Annotated in this window: 12 protein-coding genes and 3 pseudogenes; 4 read left to right on the forward strand and 11 right to left on the reverse strand. The window is 67.6% G+C overall.

Features of this window, described 5'->3' with window-relative positions; genetic code table 11:
- Positions 1 to 550: 550 nt before the first annotated feature.
- The 3 genes from ACTJK8_RS02070 to ACTJK8_RS02080 all read right to left on the reverse strand — a co-directional run bounded on the left by ACTJK8_RS02070 (position 551) and on the right by ACTJK8_RS02080 (position 2,232).
- Positions 551 to 838, reverse strand: a complete 288-nt coding sequence (locus ACTJK8_RS02070; protein WP_440761439.1) for a hypothetical protein — start codon at positions 836 to 838, stop codon at positions 551 to 553.
- 197 nt (positions 839 to 1,035) lie between these two features.
- The gene (locus ACTJK8_RS02075; protein WP_440761440.1) at positions 1,036 to 1,935 is read right to left on the reverse strand and encodes a hypothetical protein; all 900 of its coding nucleotides are present in this window, start codon (positions 1,933 to 1,935) and stop codon (positions 1,036 to 1,038) included.
- A gap of 21 nt (positions 1,936 to 1,956) precedes the next feature.
- A complete protein-coding gene (locus ACTJK8_RS02080; RefSeq protein ID WP_133250850.1) occupies positions 1,957 to 2,232 on the reverse strand; it encodes a hypothetical protein in 276 nt (91 codons plus the stop codon).
- A 1,155-nt stretch (positions 2,233 to 3,387) separates the two neighbouring features.
- Here ACTJK8_RS02080 and ACTJK8_RS02085 point away from each other — a divergent pair.
- Positions 3,388 to 3,606: a hypothetical protein gene (locus ACTJK8_RS02085; protein WP_133250849.1), complete on the forward strand. Its 219-nt coding sequence runs from the start codon at positions 3,388 to 3,390 to the stop codon at positions 3,604 to 3,606.
- Between the two features lie 354 nt (positions 3,607 to 3,960).
- On the opposite strand, the gene ACTJK8_RS02090 is transcribed toward ACTJK8_RS02085, so the two are convergent.
- From ACTJK8_RS02090 to ACTJK8_RS02105, 4 genes are all read right to left on the reverse strand, one after another.
- Positions 3,961 to 5,421 carry a methyl-accepting chemotaxis protein gene (locus ACTJK8_RS02090; protein ID WP_012317400.1) on the reverse strand — a complete coding sequence of 487 codons (1,461 nt, stop codon included), beginning with the start codon at positions 5,419 to 5,421 and terminating at the stop codon, positions 3,961 to 3,963.
- Between the two features lie 440 nt (positions 5,422 to 5,861).
- Positions 5,862 to 6,182 carry a hypothetical protein gene (locus tag ACTJK8_RS02095; RefSeq protein WP_024831168.1) on the reverse strand — a complete coding sequence of 107 codons (321 nt, stop codon included), beginning with the start codon at positions 6,180 to 6,182 and terminating at the stop codon, positions 5,862 to 5,864.
- Between the two features lie 138 nt (positions 6,183 to 6,320).
- Positions 6,321 to 8,018, reverse strand: a complete 1,698-nt coding sequence (locus tag ACTJK8_RS02100; RefSeq protein ID WP_440761441.1) for a methyl-accepting chemotaxis protein — start codon at positions 8,016 to 8,018, stop codon at positions 6,321 to 6,323.
- 142 nt (positions 8,019 to 8,160) lie between these two features.
- Positions 8,161 to 10,566: a putative bifunctional diguanylate cyclase/phosphodiesterase gene (locus tag ACTJK8_RS02105; RefSeq protein ID WP_440761442.1), complete on the reverse strand. Its 2,406-nt coding sequence runs from the start codon at positions 10,564 to 10,566 to the stop codon at positions 8,161 to 8,163.
- Positions 10,567 to 11,137: 571 nt separating this feature from the next.
- Between ACTJK8_RS02105 and ACTJK8_RS02110 the strand changes: the two genes are divergently transcribed.
- The gene (locus tag ACTJK8_RS02110; RefSeq protein WP_058606527.1) at positions 11,138 to 12,217 is read left to right on the forward strand and encodes a PAS domain-containing protein; all 1,080 of its coding nucleotides are present in this window, start codon (positions 11,138 to 11,140) and stop codon (positions 12,215 to 12,217) included.
- A gap of 81 nt (positions 12,218 to 12,298) precedes the next feature.
- Here ACTJK8_RS02110 and ACTJK8_RS02115 read toward each other — a convergent pair.
- From ACTJK8_RS02115 to ACTJK8_RS02130, 4 genes and pseudogenes are all read right to left on the reverse strand, one after another.
- Positions 12,299 to 12,616 (reverse strand): annotated as a pseudogene (locus ACTJK8_RS02115) (IS3 family transposase); the annotation flags it as partial.
- An 86-nt stretch (positions 12,617 to 12,702) separates the two neighbouring features.
- Positions 12,703 to 15,452: pseudogene (locus ACTJK8_RS02120) on the reverse strand (efflux RND transporter permease subunit).
- 9 nt (positions 15,453 to 15,461) lie between these two features.
- Positions 15,462 to 15,875 (reverse strand): efflux RND transporter periplasmic adaptor subunit, encoded by a 414-nt coding sequence (locus ACTJK8_RS02125; protein ID WP_440761472.1) that lies wholly within the window; start codon positions 15,873 to 15,875, stop codon positions 15,462 to 15,464.
- Positions 15,876 to 15,900: 25 nt separating this feature from the next.
- A pseudogene (locus ACTJK8_RS02130) lies at positions 15,901 to 16,464 on the reverse strand (efflux RND transporter periplasmic adaptor subunit); the annotation flags it as partial.
- On the opposite strand from ACTJK8_RS02130, the gene ACTJK8_RS02135 reads away from it, so the two are divergent.
- Together ACTJK8_RS02135 and ACTJK8_RS02140 are read left to right on the forward strand one after the other, a co-directional pair.
- A complete protein-coding gene (locus tag ACTJK8_RS02135) occupies positions 16,384 to 16,656 on the forward strand; it encodes a sensor histidine kinase (protein WP_041372246.1) in 273 nt (90 codons plus the stop codon). The pseudogene ACTJK8_RS02130 and the gene ACTJK8_RS02135 overlap by 81 nt on opposite strands.
- A gap of 64 nt (positions 16,657 to 16,720) precedes the next feature.
- Complete coding sequence (locus tag ACTJK8_RS02140; protein WP_012317405.1) at positions 16,721 to 18,646, forward strand: heavy metal translocating P-type ATPase; 1,926 nt, start codon at positions 16,721 to 16,723, stop codon at positions 18,644 to 18,646.
- The last annotated feature ends 57 nt before the right edge of the window (positions 18,647 to 18,703 follow it).

Below are 18,703 nucleotides of genomic sequence, written 5' to 3' on the forward strand. Positions count from 1 at the left end.
GTACAGCAAGTACCATACCTCACGAAATCGTGAGATGTGAGGCGATGATGACCTCCTTGAGGCAACGGGTGGTCTCTGCCGCGAACAGCTTCGGTAGGAGCATGTCGGACTTTTGGATCGAAGAACTGCTGCGAAAGAACCCTGACATCGTGACGGCCGACGCGGAGGTCACCGCTCTGTTGCGTCGTCTTCGCGTCTTGCACCAAGAGGGGCAGGACAAATCTCAGACCGCAGGGTTGTTAGTGACGAAGCTGAAGCGGCTTTTCCGACCGAGAGATCAACGAGATTGCAATATTCAGCGTGTCGGCGAAAGAGATTAATGTCCTTCTCAGTGTCGGTTCTAGGCATTATCCTCCAAAATGAACCAGGTGGATCGATCCTGAGCCACCATCTAGATTTCGACCTCAGGCCATTCGGCGTTAGCCTGTTAGGCACCGTCGAAAGCGGACTGATGGACTATCTGCGATACTGCGCGATCTAACCGCTACGGCGGCATGGCATCGACCACCGCTTCCGCAATGGCTGCAGCCGGTCGGCGCAGTGATGAGACTCAGGGCCGCGCCTTGCCCGGCAGCGCGGCCACTACGGCGCTGGGGGAAGCGCTGCAGCCGGCAGGCACGATGACCTTCATGGCAAGCTTGTCCCGCTCGCCGGCCGCAACGAGGCCGACGAGACCCATCGCGCGACGCAGGACGTGTAGCGCACTCAGCTTCATCGCGACATTCGGATCGTGCAGAATCCAGCCTTGATATACGTAGAAGACTCGGTCGCCCTGGTCGGGCGGTGCCACTAGAAGCGTGTCCCGGCCGTGTGAAATAGGCTCTACGAACTCGATCATGACGGGACCGGCGCAAGCGCCTACCGGAACCGCACGGCGCGGGCCCTCCGCCCGCGGCAGGAAATGGTCTGCATTCGCAGCTACGATAGTGGTGGGTTCCAGAGCCGGCTCGAGCAGACAGCAGGCGTAGAGGCGCCCACACACCGAAATGACGAGGAGCAGGCAAAGGACGGCCAACGCCGCGCGATCGGCCGGCCTCAGGCCTTTGGCGGGGCCGAGCACGGCTCGCTTCCGACGGCACGCTCGACGACAACAACGATCGGCAGCACCGAGGCCGTCGCAGCCGCGAGGGCGACGATGACCGAGCCAATGCCCTCGTGCCAGAACGAGTAGGCCTCCTGCGAGGGCAGCATGGCCAGGATCCGAGCAACGTTGATCGCCACGACGAGTGCGGCGCTCGCCGCCAGGGCTGCGGCCGCCCCACGGGTGGCCCGCCGGCCGGCGATCCTGAGCACGCACAGCCAGATGAGAGCCGCCAGCGACAGGTTGTGAAACGCTGAGCAGCCCTCCAGCATGACGATTGACCAGCCCGGGCGACCGCTCAGGTAGAGGCCACTGGCATACAGGCCTGGGATGGCCGAGCGCCCGACCCAGGCCATGAAGGCTACCTCGGCGGGGGCGATAAGGGGATAGAACAGCTTAAAGGCGAGCTTGCTCCACAGCTCGCACAGGGAAAGGGCGAGCCAGACCTGCCCGACCTCGACCAATAAGCGATCGTGGGCGCGCCGGGCGATCAGCCAAAGGGCAACGATCGTCATGCCGGCATAGACCGCGTGGGCCTCGGGCAGGAGCCAGGGCAGGGCGCAGACGCAGAGGAAAGCGAGGTCGATCGGCTGCAGCGCGGACCGCGTCTTGCGCGAGGAGAGCACGAGCGCGACGACAGCGACGGTGGCGAACATCTCGCCGAGATCGAGCTCGATCAGGCGCTGCGTGCCCGGATCGTGCTCGAGCAGCAGGCGCTGCAGCGCCGCCGAGAGGGCCGTGCCGCAGGCGAACACCAGCATTGCCCAGCTGGCGGCCGGCATGGCGAAGAGTGAGGCCAGCTCCCGGCCGGTCACCGCTACGAACCCCGACTGAGACGGAGTCTGCGCCTTCATGGGTGGGCCTGCAGGTCAAGCTTACGACTTGGCCTTGCCTGCTCGTCTGCGGCGCAGGAACGCGAGGGTGCCGCCGGCGAGGGCGAGGCCCAGCATGGCGTTGACCTCGGGTGAGGGTGCGCCTCCGGAGCGACCGCCGCCATCTCCGCCGCCGAGACCGTTGGAATGACCCGGAATGGTGCCATTTCCGCTGTTGCCGCCGCCTGCGCTGTTACCAGGAGCCGCCGAAACAGCAGTGATCGACCCGAGAGTGATCGCTGAAAACAGCACAGCGTGCCCGATCGACCGAATCATCATCTGTGTATTCCTACCTATCGATGCTGCAATTTCCGTTTATCAGCATCGTTGCCTTAACCCGTCAAGCATAAATTTTGTCAGATGGACAAAATGAGTATTTGTAAACAAATCTGATGCATAAACGTGTGACGGCGAAAGGTTATGACCTTGCGCCGTCTGGATGCCGGGCGTCTCTGGCGGTGGCTTTAAGGAACTGAGTGCATTTCAGACTGCCTGCCCGGCACGGGGTCAGGCGGAGCGACTGCGCCCTGCGCCGGCTCGATGCGCTCACCTCCGGGAACAGGGGCGCAGAGCCGCGCGCGAGTGCGCGGCCTATAGCGTGGCGGGACGCCTCCCGAAGAATGGCGCATAATCGAGAACAGCGGCGGTGTAGCGGGGGCCTGCCGGGCGCCCGTGGGTCACGCTCCGTCCTAGGTCGGGCTAACGACGTCTGCCTTCGTGCATTGTCGCCTGGAAGCGGACCGGCGGAAGTCCACCCACCCCGGCCATTCAGAGAACCATGCCGGCGGGGCTGGACTTGGCCAAAAGCTGCCGGTCGGCTTTTGAGTGGTGCTGCCGGAAGAGCGGACGGCCTCCAATCGTCCCAATGCAATGGTTCAAGCGCGGCCATGTGGTTCACCTGAGCGGATGCAGGTTTCGCTACCACTTTGGCAGGGATGCGCCCATCCCAGGCAATCAGCAAGCTCCTCCTGCATCCCCAAAATTGAGCAAAATCGCCCGATTGGCGCCTGCCTTTCGATCCTCTCAGTCCTTTCGAATGCTCTAGGATTAAAGATTATTTCACGGACCATCATCGACAAATAGTTCATACTGGCCCTGTCGGCGCCTGTTGGCAGGTAATCGGTCCCGGTCGAAACTGGTACCATCGCTCAGCTTTTAAGAAGGTCTTCCCTGCGCCGTTTGCAGGCGATGGGTCAATTTCATTCGGTTGCGCCGCCACTGAGTGCGCTGGCTGAGGCAATCACAGACGCTATCCAACTCCTCCAGATCCAACCTCACAGGTGGGAGCGATCCGGCCGGCATCCGGGGATCCCGCCGTAGCGCACACGTGGGGCGAACCTCTCTGCTTCCCGTGGTTCAGAGCCATCTTGTCGCGATCATGAACTCAGAGAGCGCAGTCTTGCCTGCCTCGGTAATGATCCACTCAACAATGGGATGACCGCGCAGATGATGCAGGCGCGGACCTCCGATCCGCTGGATGAGCCCCAGACGTTCCAGGAGAAGATTCCTCGTATCGTCGGCCGCCATCTCGCGATTGCGTACACCGATCAGAGCGAGGCGTTCGCCTTGCGTCCTCTTCAAGAGATCGCTCACCGCTTGGCCTGTTCGCCTGCGTCGGTGGCACAGATTGAGATCACAAGGGCCTGCCAGTGATCGCCTTACCTCTTGCTGCGCACTAATTCGCAATACAGGCTCGTCAGAGCGAATGATCATTCCCTCGCAGTCGGTTATGATGTTTGCGGTCGTAATGCAATCAATCATCATGAGGCGCTCAACTCTCTTTACAGAGCAGCACTGTGACCCGCAATTTCAGCGCCTCGCTCAAAGATTATTTGTCTCGCCAATAGTGAGGCGACTGCCACATCCTGTAATGCGCGATCACAGTCTGGCGCGTCGCAAAGCAGGCCCACCTCGGCGCCTCCCAGAAGGATCGACGGAGCAGCGCTCGCTTCAGCTCCCCTCGGAGAGCCTAAAGCAGATAGCTGGAAGGGCCTCCTTATGCTTTCATCAACTCGCCTTGAGGTACTTCTCCATGCTGGCACCGAGGCCGGCGGAATGCGCCTCGAGCTTGTCGGAGATCCGCCGGACCATCTCTGCGAGCTGTCCCGTCTCTCCGGCCGCGGCCGAGACACCGGTGATGTTGGACGACATCTCCTGGGTCGAGGCGGCCTGCTCCTCGACGGCGCTCGCCATGGCCAGCGTGAGTTTCGAGAGCTCGGCCACCTCGTCGGTGATCAAGCGGATCGCCGTCACGGCCTCGCCGGTCGCCTTCTGGATGGCGTGGACCTTGTGCGTGATCTCGCCGGTCGCTCTCGCCGTCTGGCCGGCAAGCTCCTTGACCTCCGTGGCCACTACCGCGAAGCCACGACCGGCCGCACCCGCGCGCGCCGCCTCGATCGTGGCGTTGAGTGCGAGAAGATTGGTCTGGTCGGCGATAGACTTGATCATTCCGACCACCGCGTCGACCTCGCCGGCATTGGCGGCGAGGTTGCGAACCGTCACGTCCGTCGCCGTCGCCTGGCTGGCGATCTGCTGGGTACGCTCGGAGACCCGCCCGACTTGACCCGAGATCTCGTGGATCGAGCTGGTCATCTCCTCGGATCCGGCCGCCACGGAGTTCGCGCGCTCGCTCGCCGCGTCCGCCGAGCGGTTCAGGCCCTCCGCCGACTCCTTCATCTCGCCGATCGCGGTCCCGAGCGCCTCGACGACGCCGGCGACGTCCTCGGCCATGGCGAGTTGTGCGGTGATGACCGACCATGTCAACATCGGCCCGACATAGGCTCCGTCCGCGTCGGTGATGGCGGAGACCTGCAGATCGAGGGTCTCGGGTCCGACCTTGATCTTGGTGCGGTGGGGCAGTCGGCGCGCGTCGGCGAGCATGTTCCGCTGGTGATGCGGGTTCTTGTGGAACACGTCGAAGGACTTGCCCATCATCTCGGAGACCTTGATCGGCAGATGCCGCTCGATGGCTTCCAGAGTCTTGCGCGAGGTGTTGTTGATGTAATTGATCTTGAAATCGTTCTTCGGATCCGCGGTCATGACGGCGACCGGCATCTCGTCGATCATGCGCAGCAGCCGGTTGGTCTCGCTCTTCTTGGCCGTGATGTCGCTGGCGAACTTGATGACCTTGAACGGCTTGCCGTCGGAGCCCAGGATCGGGTTGTAGGTGGCTTCGAGCCAGACCCTCGCGCCGGACCGCGCGCGGCGGGGGAACTCACCGGACATGAATTCGCCGGCCCGCAGCTTCGACCAGAATTCATCATACTCCGGACCGTTGGCCGTCTCCTCGCTGACTAGGATCCGGTGGTGCTTACCCTGCAGGGAAGCGAGATCGTAGTCCACGACGGCCAGGAAATTCGGGTTGGCGCGCAGGATGGTACCATCCATGCCGAACTCGATGATGGCCAACGAGCGCGTCAGCGCGTCGATGGTGGCTTGGTTCTCATCAAAGGCGGGCTTACGGAACATGGCGCAACTCTCATTGGACGCCGTATCGTGACATCGAGACCATAAGTTGGTCTTAGTCGCATCTCGGAATCCGGCTCGGACCGTGCGCCACCACGTTCCATTTCAAAAGGATTTTTTGAGCCCAGTACAGATCATGGTCGGGCTATGACCCATTCCGTGTCAGTTCGATCCCTGCCTTCAAGTCTCCGCGACTGTCGACAGGCGAACGGCGGTCACGAAATGATCGGAGCCGGTTCGAGCGCGCGTCGAGAGCCGCTGCGCACGGTGCCGCGACGGGCGACGGTCCGATCCGCGCGTGACGTCGAGCGCGGTCTCTCCGGTCGCTCACCGCGCGCCTTCGACCGCGCGGACACGTCGGTCCGGTGTGCGGAGCTCGGACAGCCTGGGTCAGGACCGTGATGCGGATCGGCTGGCCCGCATTCCCGAGGCTGGCCCGAAGTCTAGCGCGAAGCCTGCGCCAAATCCTCTTCGTCCGCGAGCCGAAGGAATTCCTCGACTTTCGCGACGTTGCGTTCCGCCAAGGCGAGGACTTTCCAGGCCGCGACGAGAACCTCCGGCTCGGCGGACAGCCTCTCGTCCGGGGCTTGCAGGACCCGCCGGAGGCCGCCAGCCAGTGCCCGCATCGACGCCGCGGCCTGACGGATCTGCGCGATCCGCGGACCGATGTCCTCGCCGGAATCGAGGCGCCGGCGGAGGTCTAGAAGCATCGCGCGGGCGTTCTCGGCGCCCGGGATGGTGCCGAGGGGGATGATGTCGGCCATGGCGATCAAGCCAGCCCGACCCGGTACGGGCCGCAAGGCCGGTGCCCCGACGGGGCATCTCCCCGGCAACCCAGCCGAAGCGTGGGATTGATCCCGAGGCCCGGGACGCTGGCTGTGCTGCACGCCATCGGGATCGCCTCAGGCCGCGCGCACGGTGGTGAGGAAGCGCGTCATCTCCGCTGCGAGCTGCTCGGCGTGTCGCGACAGCTCGCCGGACGACGCCAGCACCTGGGTCGCCGCCGCGCCGGTAGCCTCCGACGCTGAGGCGACTCCGGCGATGTTGCCGGTCACCTCCGCGGTGCCCGTCGCCGCCTGGGCGACGTTGCGCACGATCTCCTGGGTCGCCGCGCCCTGCTGCTCCACGGCGGCGGCAATGCTGGCCGCCACCGTGTTGATCTCGCGGATGCGCCCCGTGATCGCGCCGATGGCCGAGACCGCCTCGCCCGTCACGCCCTGGATGCGGCCGATATGGCCGCCGATCTCGTCCGTCGCCCGGGCCGTCTGCGACGCGAGTTCCTTGACCTCGGCTGCGACGACCGCGAAGCCCTTGCCGGCCTCGCCGGCCCGCGCCGCCTCGATGGTCGCGTTCAGCGCCAGGAGGTTGGTTTGGCCGGCGATGGCCGAGATCATCGCGACGACGTCACCGATCCTCGCGACGGCCGTCGTGAGGTCCTCGACGAGCCGGGCCGTCCGGTCGGCCTCGCCGACAGCGGCCTGGGCGAGGGATGCCGATCCCTGTACCTGACGGCCGATCTCCTGAACCGAGCTCCCGAGCTCCTCGGAGGCCGCCGCCACGGTACCGACGTTCGACGCTGCCTGATCGGCCGCCGCCGCCACGGCCGTGGACTGCGTGGCCGTCTCGGTCGCGGTCGCCGTCATGGTCGCGGCCGTGGCCTGCAACTCCGTCGCGGAGGCCGAGACCATCCCGACGATGCCGCCGACCGTCCGCTCGAAGCCGTTCGCGAGGTCCATCATGATGCGCCGTCGCTCGGCGCCGAGCGCCGCGTCGGCGGCGCGCTTCGTCTCCGCGTCCTCGACGGCCTTCCGCGCGACCATGGCGCGGATGTCGGCGACGGCCTTGCCGACCTGGCCGATCTCGTCGCGACGGGCAGCCTCCGCGATGTCGGCGTCGAGATCGCCCTTGGCCATGCGCTGCAGAACGGCGACCAACCGGGTCAGGGGCCGCGTCAGCCCGAAATGGACGATGGCGAACGCGATGGCCAGGGCCGCGAGCAGCCCGGCGACCGCGGCCGTGACGAGGACCGTCGTCGCCCGCTCCGCGCTCGCCTGGGCCTCCGCCTTCGCCTGGGCGAGCTCGGCCGCGAGATTGTCGATGCGCGGCTGGACGAGATCGCGGACCTTGTTGCGGGCCGCGAGACCCTCGGAAAGCACGATTTTCCGCGCGGTCTCGGCGTCCCTGTCGAGGGCCGCCGCGTTCGCGCGCCCGACGACGTGGAAATAGACCTCGACGGCCTCGCGCAGCTTCTGATTGACGGCCCGCCGCTCGGGCGAGTTCGACAGCGCGATCAGCCTGTCGACCGCCACGTAGGCCTGTTTCACGGCCTCGTCGTAGCGCGATCGGTACGTGGCCTGCTCGGGAGGCCGGTCCTCGATGAGGATGTTCCGATTCTGAACCGTCGCCTCGAGGACGTTCGTGCGAACAGTCAGGATGTTCTCAAGTCGCGCGGACTGGACATCGACGATGTGCTGCGTTTTCTCGTTCAATTCATCAAAGACGCCGTGCGCGCGATACACGAGCCCGCCGGCGACTGCGGCGACCAGCAGCAGCGGGATCGTCACCTTGGTAACAATCTTGAGGTCGGAAAGGCGCAACATGTACTGTTGCTCCGCTACTTCTGAATTTTGAAGTCGCCGCATTTAAAGACGCGTTGCCCGGCAAGCGCGCGCCGGGGGCGTCCTCAGCGCGACGAGAGAGGTTTTCTGCCTTTCGGCGGCGACGCGATGCGCCGCCCGTCGCCTACGAGGCGCGGGCCAGCGACAGGACCGGGCGCGCGTCGGCGGTCGGGCTCCCGTCCGGATCGCCGGCGCTCACGCTCGGCGGCGGCGCAGCACCCTCGATGCGCGCGATGAGTGCCGCGACCTCGTGGACCGGGCGCGCCGGGCTGTAGAGGAAGCCCTGCGCGATGTCGCAGCGCTTGTCCCGCAGGACGTCCAGTTGCTGCCGGGTCTCCACGCCCTCCACCGTGACGCTCATCGATAGGGCCCGCGCCATTCGGGCGATGGCCTCGACCACGGCGACCTTCTCGGGGCGGCCCTGCAGATCGCGCACGAAGGAGCGGTCGACCTTCACCTTGTCGAACGGGAATTCGGTCAGGTAGCTCAGGCTCGAGTAGCCCGTGCCGAAATCGTCCAGCGCGATGCGCACGCCCGTCGCGCGCAGGCGCTTCAGGTTTTCCAGAACCTCCGGACCGTGGTCGAGCAGCACCGACTCGGTGATCTCGATCTCGAGCCGATCTGGCGCGAGGCCGGTCTCGCGGAGAACGGCCGCGACCTCGGCGTGGAAGCCCGGCATCCGCACGTGGATGGAGGAGATGTTCACCGCGATCTTCAGGTCGGACCACGTGCGGGCGTCGGTGCAGGCGCGGCGCAGGGCCCAGCGGCCGATCTCGACGATGAAGCCGGTCGTCTCGGCGATGGGGATGATCTCCCCCGGCGAGACCCAGCCGTACCCGGGCTTGTTCCACCGCAGCAGCGCCTCGAAACCGGCGACACGACCGCTCCGCATAGCCACCAGGGGCTGGTAGTGCAGCTCCATCTCGCCCGCCGCGAGGGCCGCGCGCATGTCCAGGTCGAACTGCCGCTGGCGGACGACCCGCTCCTCCAGCGACGGATCGAAGGTCCGCCAGCAGCCCTTGCCGTCCGCCTTGGCGGCGTAGAGGGCGAGGTCGGCGCGCATGAGCAGGCTGGCAGGCTCGACCGCGTCGTCCGGCATGTAGGCGATGCCGACGCTGACACCGACCTCCAGCCGGGCCTCGTCGATCTGGAACGGGCGGCGCAGCTCGGCCACCACGCGGGCGGCGAGGGCCTCGGCCGCGGGCCGACCGAGGTCGCGGACGACCATCGCGAACTCGTCGCCGCCGAGGCGGAACAGGCTGTGCGGTTCACCGATGGCGAGCAGGCGTGCAGTCACCGCGCGCAGCAATCGGTCGCCGACGAGGTGGCCGCGACTGTCGTTGACGGCCTTGAAGCCGTCGAGGTCGAGATAGAACAGCGCACTCGGTCTCTCCGCCGTGCGGACCGTGCGGCAGAGCGTCCCCAGCGCGTCCTGGAAGCCGCTGCGGTTCGGCAGTCCGGTCAGGCTGTCGTGACCCGCCAGGAAGGCGATGCGGGCCTGCGCCTCCCGGCTCTCGGTGGTGTCCGAGCCCACGCCGCGGTAGCCCGTGAACGCTCCCTGTGCGTCGAAGACGGGCTTGCCGTTGAGCGTGATCCAGCGCGTGCCGACCGCGGTACGGAGCCGGATGGTGCGATCGCGGAAAGGCGCGCGCGCCGCGATCGCCGCGGCGACGGCCTGGGCATCCGCGCCGTCGCCGTCCGGGTCGGCGAACGCGCGCAGGAGCTCAGACAACGTCCGGTGGCGCAGCCCGGCGACCTCGACGCCGAGCAGGGCGGCGACAGCGGCGCGGGCCTGCCGAAGGCGCCCGACCGTGTCGGTTTCCCAGAGCCAGTCGCTCGTGCCCTCGGCGAAATCCTTGAGGAGGAACCCGATGGTCTCGCTCTGCGCCTGCACCATGACGCGGTCGCAGAGGCGCTGGTAGGAGTGCCGGCACATCCGACGCGCGCTCACGAAGACGAAGGCCGCGTACAGCGACAGCAGCATGGCGACGTACTCGCCGACCGGGCTCTCGCAACCGGCGAGCCCGACGAAGATGCCGGCCACCACCGGCGCCACGGCCAGGAGCGCCAGGGAGAAGATCGGGCCCGCCACGTAGGCGTGCGAGATCAGGGCGGCGCAGACGGCCCCGACCACGATCCGGTAGGCATTGTCGACCGAGGGCAGCAGGATCGCCGGCATGCTGGCCCAGGCGAGACCGCGGCCGAGCGCGAGGCCGTGAAGGACGGCGAAGGCCTCCCGGGCGATCGATCGGTCGCCGAGGCGGCCGCGATAGCGTCGCATCGCGATCATAGCCACCGCGCACAGCGCCGTCACCGCCACCGCGAGACCGGACAGGTAAGCGTGCGAGACGATGCCCCAAAAGATGGCGGCCAGCGCGAGCACGACGGCGGCCTGCGTCACCGCCGAGTAACGGCCGAGTTGCAGCGTCTCGGCGAGCATCGTGGCGCGCATCGCCTCGCGCAGGCGCGCGTCCTCGTCGGGCAGGCGCGCCGCGTCGTCGACGCCCATCGGCAGGATGATCTCACTCATGGCCGCGCCCGTTTGAGGACGTCGAAGCGTCGGCGGCGATCACCCTGCCGCGGAGGTCGAACTGGATCGACGTCGGTGCACTGTCGAGGGTGCACGACTTCGCCCGGCATTCGGCATTCGGCAGCGACATTCAGGTACCCAGGCAGGAGACGTCTCGCCGCGTCTCCAGTGCGAGGATGACCGCTTCGGACTGCCAGAGTCTCAAGCCGATCGCCGGAATTCCTGTTCAATCGCGCTCGAGGAAATCGAATTTCCTGTCATTCCACCGGAGACATCCGAAGCTTCGACCGTAGTGAAATTATTTATTCCATCCTTCGGCATATACATCGGGATCGCCCGATAGCTAACCCATCGCATTCTGGTATCCATCGATCGCCAAGAAGGAATCCGCCGCAGGCTTCCTTTCCCAATCAATCTTTTTCCTGCACGACACTGACATTCGCCATCGAATGTCAGTCAATATGGATCGAATGCTGTCTCCTTAACGCTTTCACGGCCACGCTTATGCCATTCCGCATCTCAGTTCTGGAGCACTGGCAATCGGGGTGAGGCGATGCCGACACGTGCATTGATGCGTCCGCAGGCGAAGACCGAGATCGGCGCCGCCCCGCGCGGCTTCTCCTCGCGCCACTACTTGAAGCTAATCGAGGATACGGGAAAAATCGGCTTCTGGTCGGCGGACCTGCGCTCCGAGCGACTGGACGCGTCGCCGGGCCTGTACCGGATTCTGGGCCTCGACCCGACCACGGAGATGACCTTCGGCTTCGGGCTCGACATGATCCACCCGGAGGATCAGGCCGCGCACGGTGACCAGATCGCCGTGCTGCGCTCCGGCCAGCCGGTCAGTCGCGAGTTCCGCATCATCCGGCCGGACCGGACCCAGCGCTGGCTCCTGCACCACGCCGAGGTCATGCTCGGCTCGGACGGGCGCCCGAGCCAGGGCATGGGCGTCGTGTTCGACGTCACGGCGCAGCACGAGACCATGAACGCGCTCATGCAGCGGCATGACCGCCTGAACGCGCTGATCGCCGCGACGGCAGCGGTCTTCTGGGTCAACAAGGCGAACGGCGAGCCGAGCGAGATGCCGCAGTGGATGGCCCTGACCGGTCAGTCTCACGCGCAGATGCAGGGTCTGGGCTGGCTCGACGCCGTCCACCCGGACGACCGCTCCCGCACGCTCGCGGCCTGGACCACGGCGGTGGAGCACACGGCGCCCTACAACACGGACTATCGCGTCCTGTGCGCGGACGGGATTTACCGGTGGTTCAATGCGCGCGGCGCGCCGGTGCTGAACAAGGACGGCTCCGTCCGCGAATGGGTCGGAGTCTGCTTAAACGTTCCGGGACGGACCCGCTACGGGGCCCCGCCGCCCGAGGCGGTCCCGCCGCCGGGGACCGCGCAGGGTTCGGTCGCCGACGAGACCCTGATCCCGAGCCAGATCCGTTCGGCCCGCGCAATCACCGGCCTCTCGAAGGATGAGCTTGCCGCGCGGGCCAACGTCTCGGTCTCGACCCTCAACCGGCTGGAGGATCCGACCTCGGCGGTCAGGTCGCGCTGGGACACCCTGCTCGCCGTGCGTCGTGCTCTGGAAGAGGCGGGCGTCGAATTCATCTTCGAGGCAGGCAAGAAGCCCGGCGTGCGCGAGGCGTGACTGCACTTGAGGCCGCTTGACCATCCGGTGCATCTGGCACCTGATCCGCGCCTGACTTCGCGGGCAAGGGGGAGATCGGTTCGCGGCCCTCTCGGCTTGCTCGGGCGTGAGAGAGCCGAGCGCCGAATGGATGCGTTGCCGGTTGTCGTAGCCCTCGATGTAGGCGAACAGATCGCGCCGCGCCTCGTCTCGGGTCGTCCATCGTCGCTGATGGACGAGCTCGATCTTGAGCGTGTGGAAGAAGCTCTCCATCGGGACGTTGTCGTAGCAGCAAGCCGTGCGGCTCATCGCCGGCTTCGCCCCCATGCTGATGCGTTGCTTACGGTAGGCCTGCGCCGCGTACTGGCTGCCGCGATCCGGGTAGCAGATGAGCCCGGCGGCCGGCCGCTGCTCTCCAGCAGGGCGACCGATTGGCGTTTGAACTCGGGCGTGAACTCGCGTTTCGTCTTCGCCATCCGACACCTTCCCCGCTCAGCACGAGCGTATCAGAGGTATCCGCGAAGCCGAGGGAAGATCAATCTGCCGGTTCGCGCACTGCTGAAGGGTAGGCGCATCGCGGCGACCACCGGATAGACCGCCGGCAGGACCACGAGGGTCAGCAACGTCGCGGAGATCAGCCCGCCGATCACCACGGTCGCGAGGGGGCGCTGCACTTCCGCCCCGGCGCTGGTCGATAGGGCCATCGGCAGGAAGCCGAGCGTTGCGACGAGGGCCGTCATTATCACCGGGCGCAGGCGCCTCTCGGCCGCCCGGGTGGCGGCCTCCCGCGGGTCGAGGCCGGAAGCTTCGAGATCGCGGATGGTGCTCGTCAGCACCACGCCGTTCAGGATCGCGATGCCGAAGGTCGCGATGAAGCCGATCGCCGCCGAGATCGAGAACGGCATGTCGCGTAAAGCAAGCGCCAGGATGCCACCGTCGCGGCTATCGGCACGTTGAGGACGATCAGCCCGGCGCGGCGGATGTCGCCGAACATCACGACGAGGAGGACGAGGATCCCCACCAGCGCCGCCGGCACCACCACCGAGAGACGGGCGGTAGCCTCCTGCAGGTTGTGGTACTGGCCGCTCCATTGCAGCGCGTAGCGCGGCGGCAGCTTCACCTGATCGGACACGGCCTTCTGCGCGGCGTCCACGAAGCTCTGCACGTCGCGGCCGCGGACGTTGACCTGGATCGAGCTCCGCCGCTGCAGCCGCTCGCCGCTGATCTGGGCCGGGCCGGAGGTGACCTCCACCGAGGCCACCATCGCGAGCGGCACCGTCATGGCGGGACCGGTCTCCTTGCCCGGCCGCCCCACCGGCAGGGCGCGGATGCGCTCGATGTCGCTGTTGTCGGCCGGGTCGAGCCGGACCACGAAGTCGGTGATGGTATCGTCGTCGCCGTAGGCCATGCCGGCGGTGCGCCCGCCGATGCTCTCGACCACGTCGAGCACGTCCGACACGTTGATGCCGTAGCGGGCGGCCTTGGCCCGATCGACCCGGATCGAGAGCGCCGGCATCCCGGCCTGCGCCTCGGCCTTCACGTCCGCCGCGCCCTGGATGCCTGAGACCACCCGCACGACGGAATCGGCCGTGTTCTTCAGGACCTTCAGGTCGTCGCCGTAGAGGCTGATCACGACGTCGCCGCGCACGCCCTCCAAGAGGTCGTCCATCCGCATCTGGATCGGCTGCGAGAAGCTGTAGGCGACGCCCGGCGCCTCCTCCCGGAGGCGCTTGTGGAACGCCGCGACGAGCCCTTCCTGGCTGTCGGCGGTTCTTCAGGTCGAGGGGTCGGTCAAGGTGATGAAGCTGTCAGTCGATTCGACGCCCATCGGGTCGGTCGGGATCTCGGCGCTGCCGGTGAGGGAGACGATCCGCTTAACTTCGAAGAAGGATTTCAGCACCCGCTCGATGCGGGTGACGGTGGCGAGGGAGGCGTTCAGCGCGATGCTGGGCAGCTTCTCGGAGGTGATGACGCTCGAGCCCTCCGACAACTTCGGCAGGAACTCGCCCCCGAGACGCGTGGCCATCGCGCAGGAGCCGGCGAACAGGGCGACCGTCGTGAGCACGCTGACGAACGCGTGCCGCTCGGCCCAGCGCAGCACCGGCGTGTAGACACGCCGCACCGCGTGGACGAGGCGCGTCTCGCGCTCATTGACAGTCCGCCGCGCGAGAAAGAGCGCCGCGAGCGCCGGCATGAGGCTCAGGGTGACGATGAGCGACGCGCCGAGCGCCAGGATCACCGTGAGCGCCATCGGGGCGAACATCTTGCCGGCGACGCCTTCGAGGGCGAGGAACGGGACGATCTCGACCCCAGGCGGCAGTTGCTGGCGCAGGGCGGCGATCGTCTTCCTCACCTCCGCGACTACGGCGCTGGCATTCTCGCCGTCGCGCATCATCGCGATGCCAATGACGGTCTCGCCTTCCGCGTCGTGGGTGACGGCGCCGAGCCGGACCTTGGGGGCCTCCTGCACCGTGCCCAGCGTGCCGCGCGTCACCGGCACACCACCGGGGCCCGTCGCGACGACGATGTTCGCGATGTCCTCCGGGCTCTTGGCGAGGCCCAGGCAGCGGATCGTCTCCTGCTGGTCGTTGTGCTCGATGTAGGCGCCGCCCCGGGCTGCGTTGTTCTCGGCGAGCGCCGTGTAGACCTGGGCCAGCGTCACGCCGTAGCGGCGCAGCGCGTCCGCCGAGACGCGGACCTCCTCGGTCGGCATCTGGCCGCCGTAGATGTTCACCTCGGCGATGCCGGAGGTGAGCTTCAGCTTCGGCGCGATGGTCCATTGCAGGATGCGCTTGAGCTGCATCGGCGTGTAGGCGGGCCCCCGCAGCTCGAACTGGTAGATCTCGCCGAGGCCGGTCGCCATCGGACCCATCTGCGAATCGCCGACTCCGGCGGGCATCAGGCTCTTGGCCCGGGGCAGGCGCTGGAACACCTCCGCCCGCGCCGCTGTGACCGACACGGATTCGTCGAAGGTGACGTAGACCGCCGAGACGCCGGCCCGGGACGTCGAGCGGACGTTGGAGAGCCCCGGCGCGCCGGCCATCGCGTTCTCGACAAGAAAGGTGACGAGTCGCTCGACTTCCAGGGGACCGAGCCCCGGCGAGAGGGTGAGGATCATCACCCGCTTCGGCGAGATGTCCGGCACCGCGTCGATCGAGAGTCCTTCGAGGTTGGCGATCCCGCCCGACGCCGCGGCGAGCGCGATCATCAGCACGAGGAAGCGGCGGCGGACCGAAAGGGCGATCCAGCTCTTCATCGCCGCCGCTCAACCCGTCGAGCCGATAAGGCTGCGCAGCAGGATGGCCTTCAAGCCGAAGCTGCCCGCGGTCGCAACACTCTCACCCGCCGCCACGCCTCGGCGCACCTCCACCCAGTCGGTGCGCTGGATGCCCAGCGTCAGGGCCCGCCGCTCGAACCTGTCCGGGGCCGTGCGCACGAAGGCGATGGGGCCGGTGTCCGTCTGCTGCACGGCCGCCGCCGGGATGGTCACGCCGTCGCGACCGACATAAGCCGCGACCGTCACCGAGACGAAAAGGTTGGCGCGCAGGAGATCCTGCGGGTTGTCGAGCTCGATCCGCGCCGGAGCCGTGTTCGTCGCCGGATCGAGGGCGGCGTTGACCGAACGGATATGGCCCTCGAAGGGCGGATGGCCGGGCCGGGCTCTCCACCGAGACCGCATTCCCGGCCTTCACCCGGGAGATATCGGCCCCGTAGAGGTTCGCCAGCACGACGACACGGGTGGGATCGGCCATCGTAAAGGCGTCGCGCCCGGTATCGACCACCTCGCCCAGGGTGATGCCGACGCTCGTCACCACGCCGGCAATCGGCGTGACCACGGCGCTGGTGCCCGGCGCGGCGCCCTCGGCCGGGGCGAGGCGCTGGTACTGCGACCGGTACATCTCCGCGTTCGCCTGCGCAGACTTGACCGCCGCCTGTGCTTTGGCGAGATCGACCTGCCGCCGCTCGACCTCGGCTTGCGCCACGCCACCGAATATCAGCTGCTCCAGCCCACGCTTCACCTGTAGCGCTGCCACCGCCTCGGAGGCCCGCGCCTCGCCGAGGGCGGCTTCAGCCGCCTGGAGCCCGTTGCGGGCGTCGAGGAGGAAGGCGGCATCGAGGGTCGCGAGCGTCTGCCCCGCCGTCACCCGGTCCCGGGCCGGACGGCGAGGCTCAGCACACGTCCCTGCGTGCGCGGCTTCTTCGAGCCCGAGGCCGAAGAGAGCGGCGTCCGGCTCGTCCTCTCGGCTGTGGGACCTTTCACCGTCCACGGCGACCGGGACCTCTGCTTCAAGGCCCTGTCGAATCTCATCGACAATGCCGTGAAGTTCACGCCCCCGGGAGGGACTGTCCGGGTCGCGGTCGCCTGGACCGGCCAAGCGATCGAGGTGGCCGTGGAGGATACCGGCCCAGGCCTGCCGGCGAGCGAGCACGACATCTGCGGTCCCGCCGCGACGCGTTGATCCAGCGCAAGGCCTGCAAAGCCGGACCGAGCTCATCTCGTAGGCTCGAACGGGAGGGGCAGACATGAAGTCGTCAGCCCTAAGCTCGCCCGAGACGGATCGACCGGTGGCCGCCGGATGGACGCCGGGCGTGCACGGGTGGCTTGCAGCCCTGCCGCTTGCCGGCCTCTGTGTCGGCTTGGCTGTGCAGGTCTTCGGTCGGGCAGATATCGCGGCGGCGGCCTGGACCCTCGCGACCCTGGCGGTCCTCGGAGCCCTCGTATTCCAGATTGTTACGAGCCTGGCGAAGGGCGACGTTGGGCTCGACCTCGTCGCCCTGCTCTCGATGGGCGGCGCGCTCGCGCTTTCGCAGCCGCTGGCCGGCGCCGTCATCGCCCTGATGTACGCCGGCGGCCAGTCGTTGGAGGCGTACGCGTCCGGCCGTGCCGGCAGGGCCATGACCGCGCTGATCGCGCGCCAGCCCCGGACCGCCCTGCGCGAGGACGGCGGGGTGCTGACGGAGGTGCCCCTTGCGGCGTTGGTCCCGGGAGACCGCATCCTCGTGCGCGTCGGCGACGTCGTGCCGGTGGACGGCCGGGTCGCCGCAGGCCGCGCCGTGCTCGACCGTTCGAGCCTGACCGGCGAGGCGCTGCCCGTCACCGCCCTCGCGAACGAGCCCGTGCTGAGCGGGACGGTGAACGCGGGCACGCCGTTCACGCTGGTCGCAGATCGGCCCGCGGCCGAGAGCACGTATGCCGGGATCATCCGTCTCGTGGATGCGGCGCAGGCCCGAAAGGCGCCGATGGCCCGCTTGGCGGACCGGTACGGGCTCGCCTTCCTCATGCTCACACTGCTGCTGGCCGGAGGCGCTTGGCTCGCCACCGACGACCCCGTTCGGGCGCTGGCCGTGCTGGTCGTCGCCACCCCGTGCCCGCTGATCCTGGCGGTGCCCGTTGCGCTCGTCTCCGGCCTCTCCCGCGCCGCCGGCATCGGCGTCCTCATCAAGGGCGGTGGTGCCCTTGAGATGTTGGCCAAGGTCCGCGTCCTGGTCGTCGACAAAACCGGCACCTTGACCCACGGCACCGCCCGGATGGTGGCCCTGCGGACCCTCGGCGCCGTTGACGAGGACGAGGTGCTCGGGCTCGCGGCGTCCCTCGAACAAGCCTCGGGCCACCCGGTTGGGCAGGCTGTGGTGAAAGAGGCGCGCCAACGCGGCCTGACGCTCTCGCAACCCGAGGCCGTCGAGGAGACGCCTGGAGAAGGCGTGACCGGTCTCGTGGAGGGGCGGCACCTCGTTGTTGGGGGTCTGCACCTGATGCAAATTCACGGGATCGACTTCCGAATACCGGACGAGGCGCGAGGCCTGGCGGCAACCGCGGCGACGGTGCTGGTCGCCATCGACGGCGCGCCGGCCGCCGTCCTGGAGTTCGCCGACCCGCTCCGTGCGGACGGCGGCAGCGCGCTTCTCGAACTGCGCGCGTGCGGCATCGAGCGGGTGTTGCTCGCGACCGGAGACCGTCGCATCGTCGCCGAGGCGCTCGTCGCTGGTCTGCCTGTAGACGCCGTCGCCGCCGACCTCGACCCGACGGCGAAGACGGACACCGTGGCCGCCGAGCGCCGCAACGGGCCCGTGATGATGATCGGCGACGGGGTGAACGACGCGCCGGCCTTGGCGGCCGCCGATCTCGGCGTGGCACTCGGCGCCAGGGGCGCTGCGGCCGCGGCCGAAGCCGCGGACGTCGTCCTGCTGGTCGACAGCCTGGCCCCGCTGCCCGATGCCATCCGCATCGCCAAGCGGACCCGCACCATCGCGCTTCAGAGCGTATGGATCGGCATCGGCCTGTCGCTCGCCGGCATGATCGCGGCGGCGCTGGGCTACCTCACACCCCTCCAGGGCGCGTTGCTCCAAGAGCTCATCGACGTGGCGGTCATCCTCAACGCCATGCGGGCGCTCGGCGGTCCCCGAGACGCTCGCAAGCCCGCGGCGCGATCAGTTGCGCGGCATCTATGAGGCCGGTCGACGGCCCGCGGGGCTTGCGATGGATCAAGGCGACCCGTTCCAACCAGG

It is taken from the genome of Methylobacterium sp. 22177, assembly GCF_052045615.1.
Lineage (GTDB): Bacteria > Pseudomonadota > Alphaproteobacteria > Rhizobiales > Beijerinckiaceae > Methylobacterium > Methylobacterium radiotolerans.

Excerpts from the sequence above, each read along its gene's own strand:
- ACTJK8_RS02140 (WP_012317405.1), top strand. The coding sequence starts at position 16,721 with ATGAAGTCGTCAGCCCTAAGCTCGCCCGAGACGGATCGACCGGTGGCC.
- ACTJK8_RS02070 (WP_440761439.1), bottom strand. The coding sequence starts at position 838 with ATGATCGAGTTCGTAGAGCCTATTTCACACGGCCGGGACACGCTTCTA.
- ACTJK8_RS02105 (WP_440761442.1), bottom strand. The coding sequence starts at position 10,566 with ATGAGTGAGATCATCCTGCCGATGGGCGTCGACGACGCGGCGCGCCTG.
- ACTJK8_RS02085 (WP_133250849.1), top strand. The coding sequence starts at position 3,388 with ATGACCGCGCAGATGATGCAGGCGCGGACCTCCGATCCGCTGGATGAG.
- ACTJK8_RS02100 (WP_440761441.1), bottom strand. The coding sequence starts at position 8,018 with ATGTTGCGCCTTTCCGACCTCAAGATTGTTACCAAGGTGACGATCCCG.
- ACTJK8_RS02110 (WP_058606527.1), top strand. The coding sequence starts at position 11,138 with ATGCGTCCGCAGGCGAAGACCGAGATCGGCGCCGCCCCGCGCGGCTTC.
- ACTJK8_RS02090 (WP_012317400.1), bottom strand. The coding sequence starts at position 5,421 with ATGTTCCGTAAGCCCGCCTTTGATGAGAACCAAGCCACCATCGACGCG.
- ACTJK8_RS02080 (WP_133250850.1), bottom strand. The coding sequence starts at position 2,232 with ATGATGATTCGGTCGATCGGGCACGCTGTGCTGTTTTCAGCGATCACT.
- ACTJK8_RS02075 (WP_440761440.1), bottom strand. The coding sequence starts at position 1,935 with ATGAAGGCGCAGACTCCGTCTCAGTCGGGGTTCGTAGCGGTGACCGGC.
- ACTJK8_RS02125 (WP_440761472.1), bottom strand. The coding sequence starts at position 15,875 with ATGCGGTCTCGGTGGAGAGCCCGGCCCGGCCATCCGCCCTTCGAGGGC.
- ACTJK8_RS02095 (WP_024831168.1), bottom strand. The coding sequence starts at position 6,182 with ATGGCCGACATCATCCCCCTCGGCACCATCCCGGGCGCCGAGAACGCC.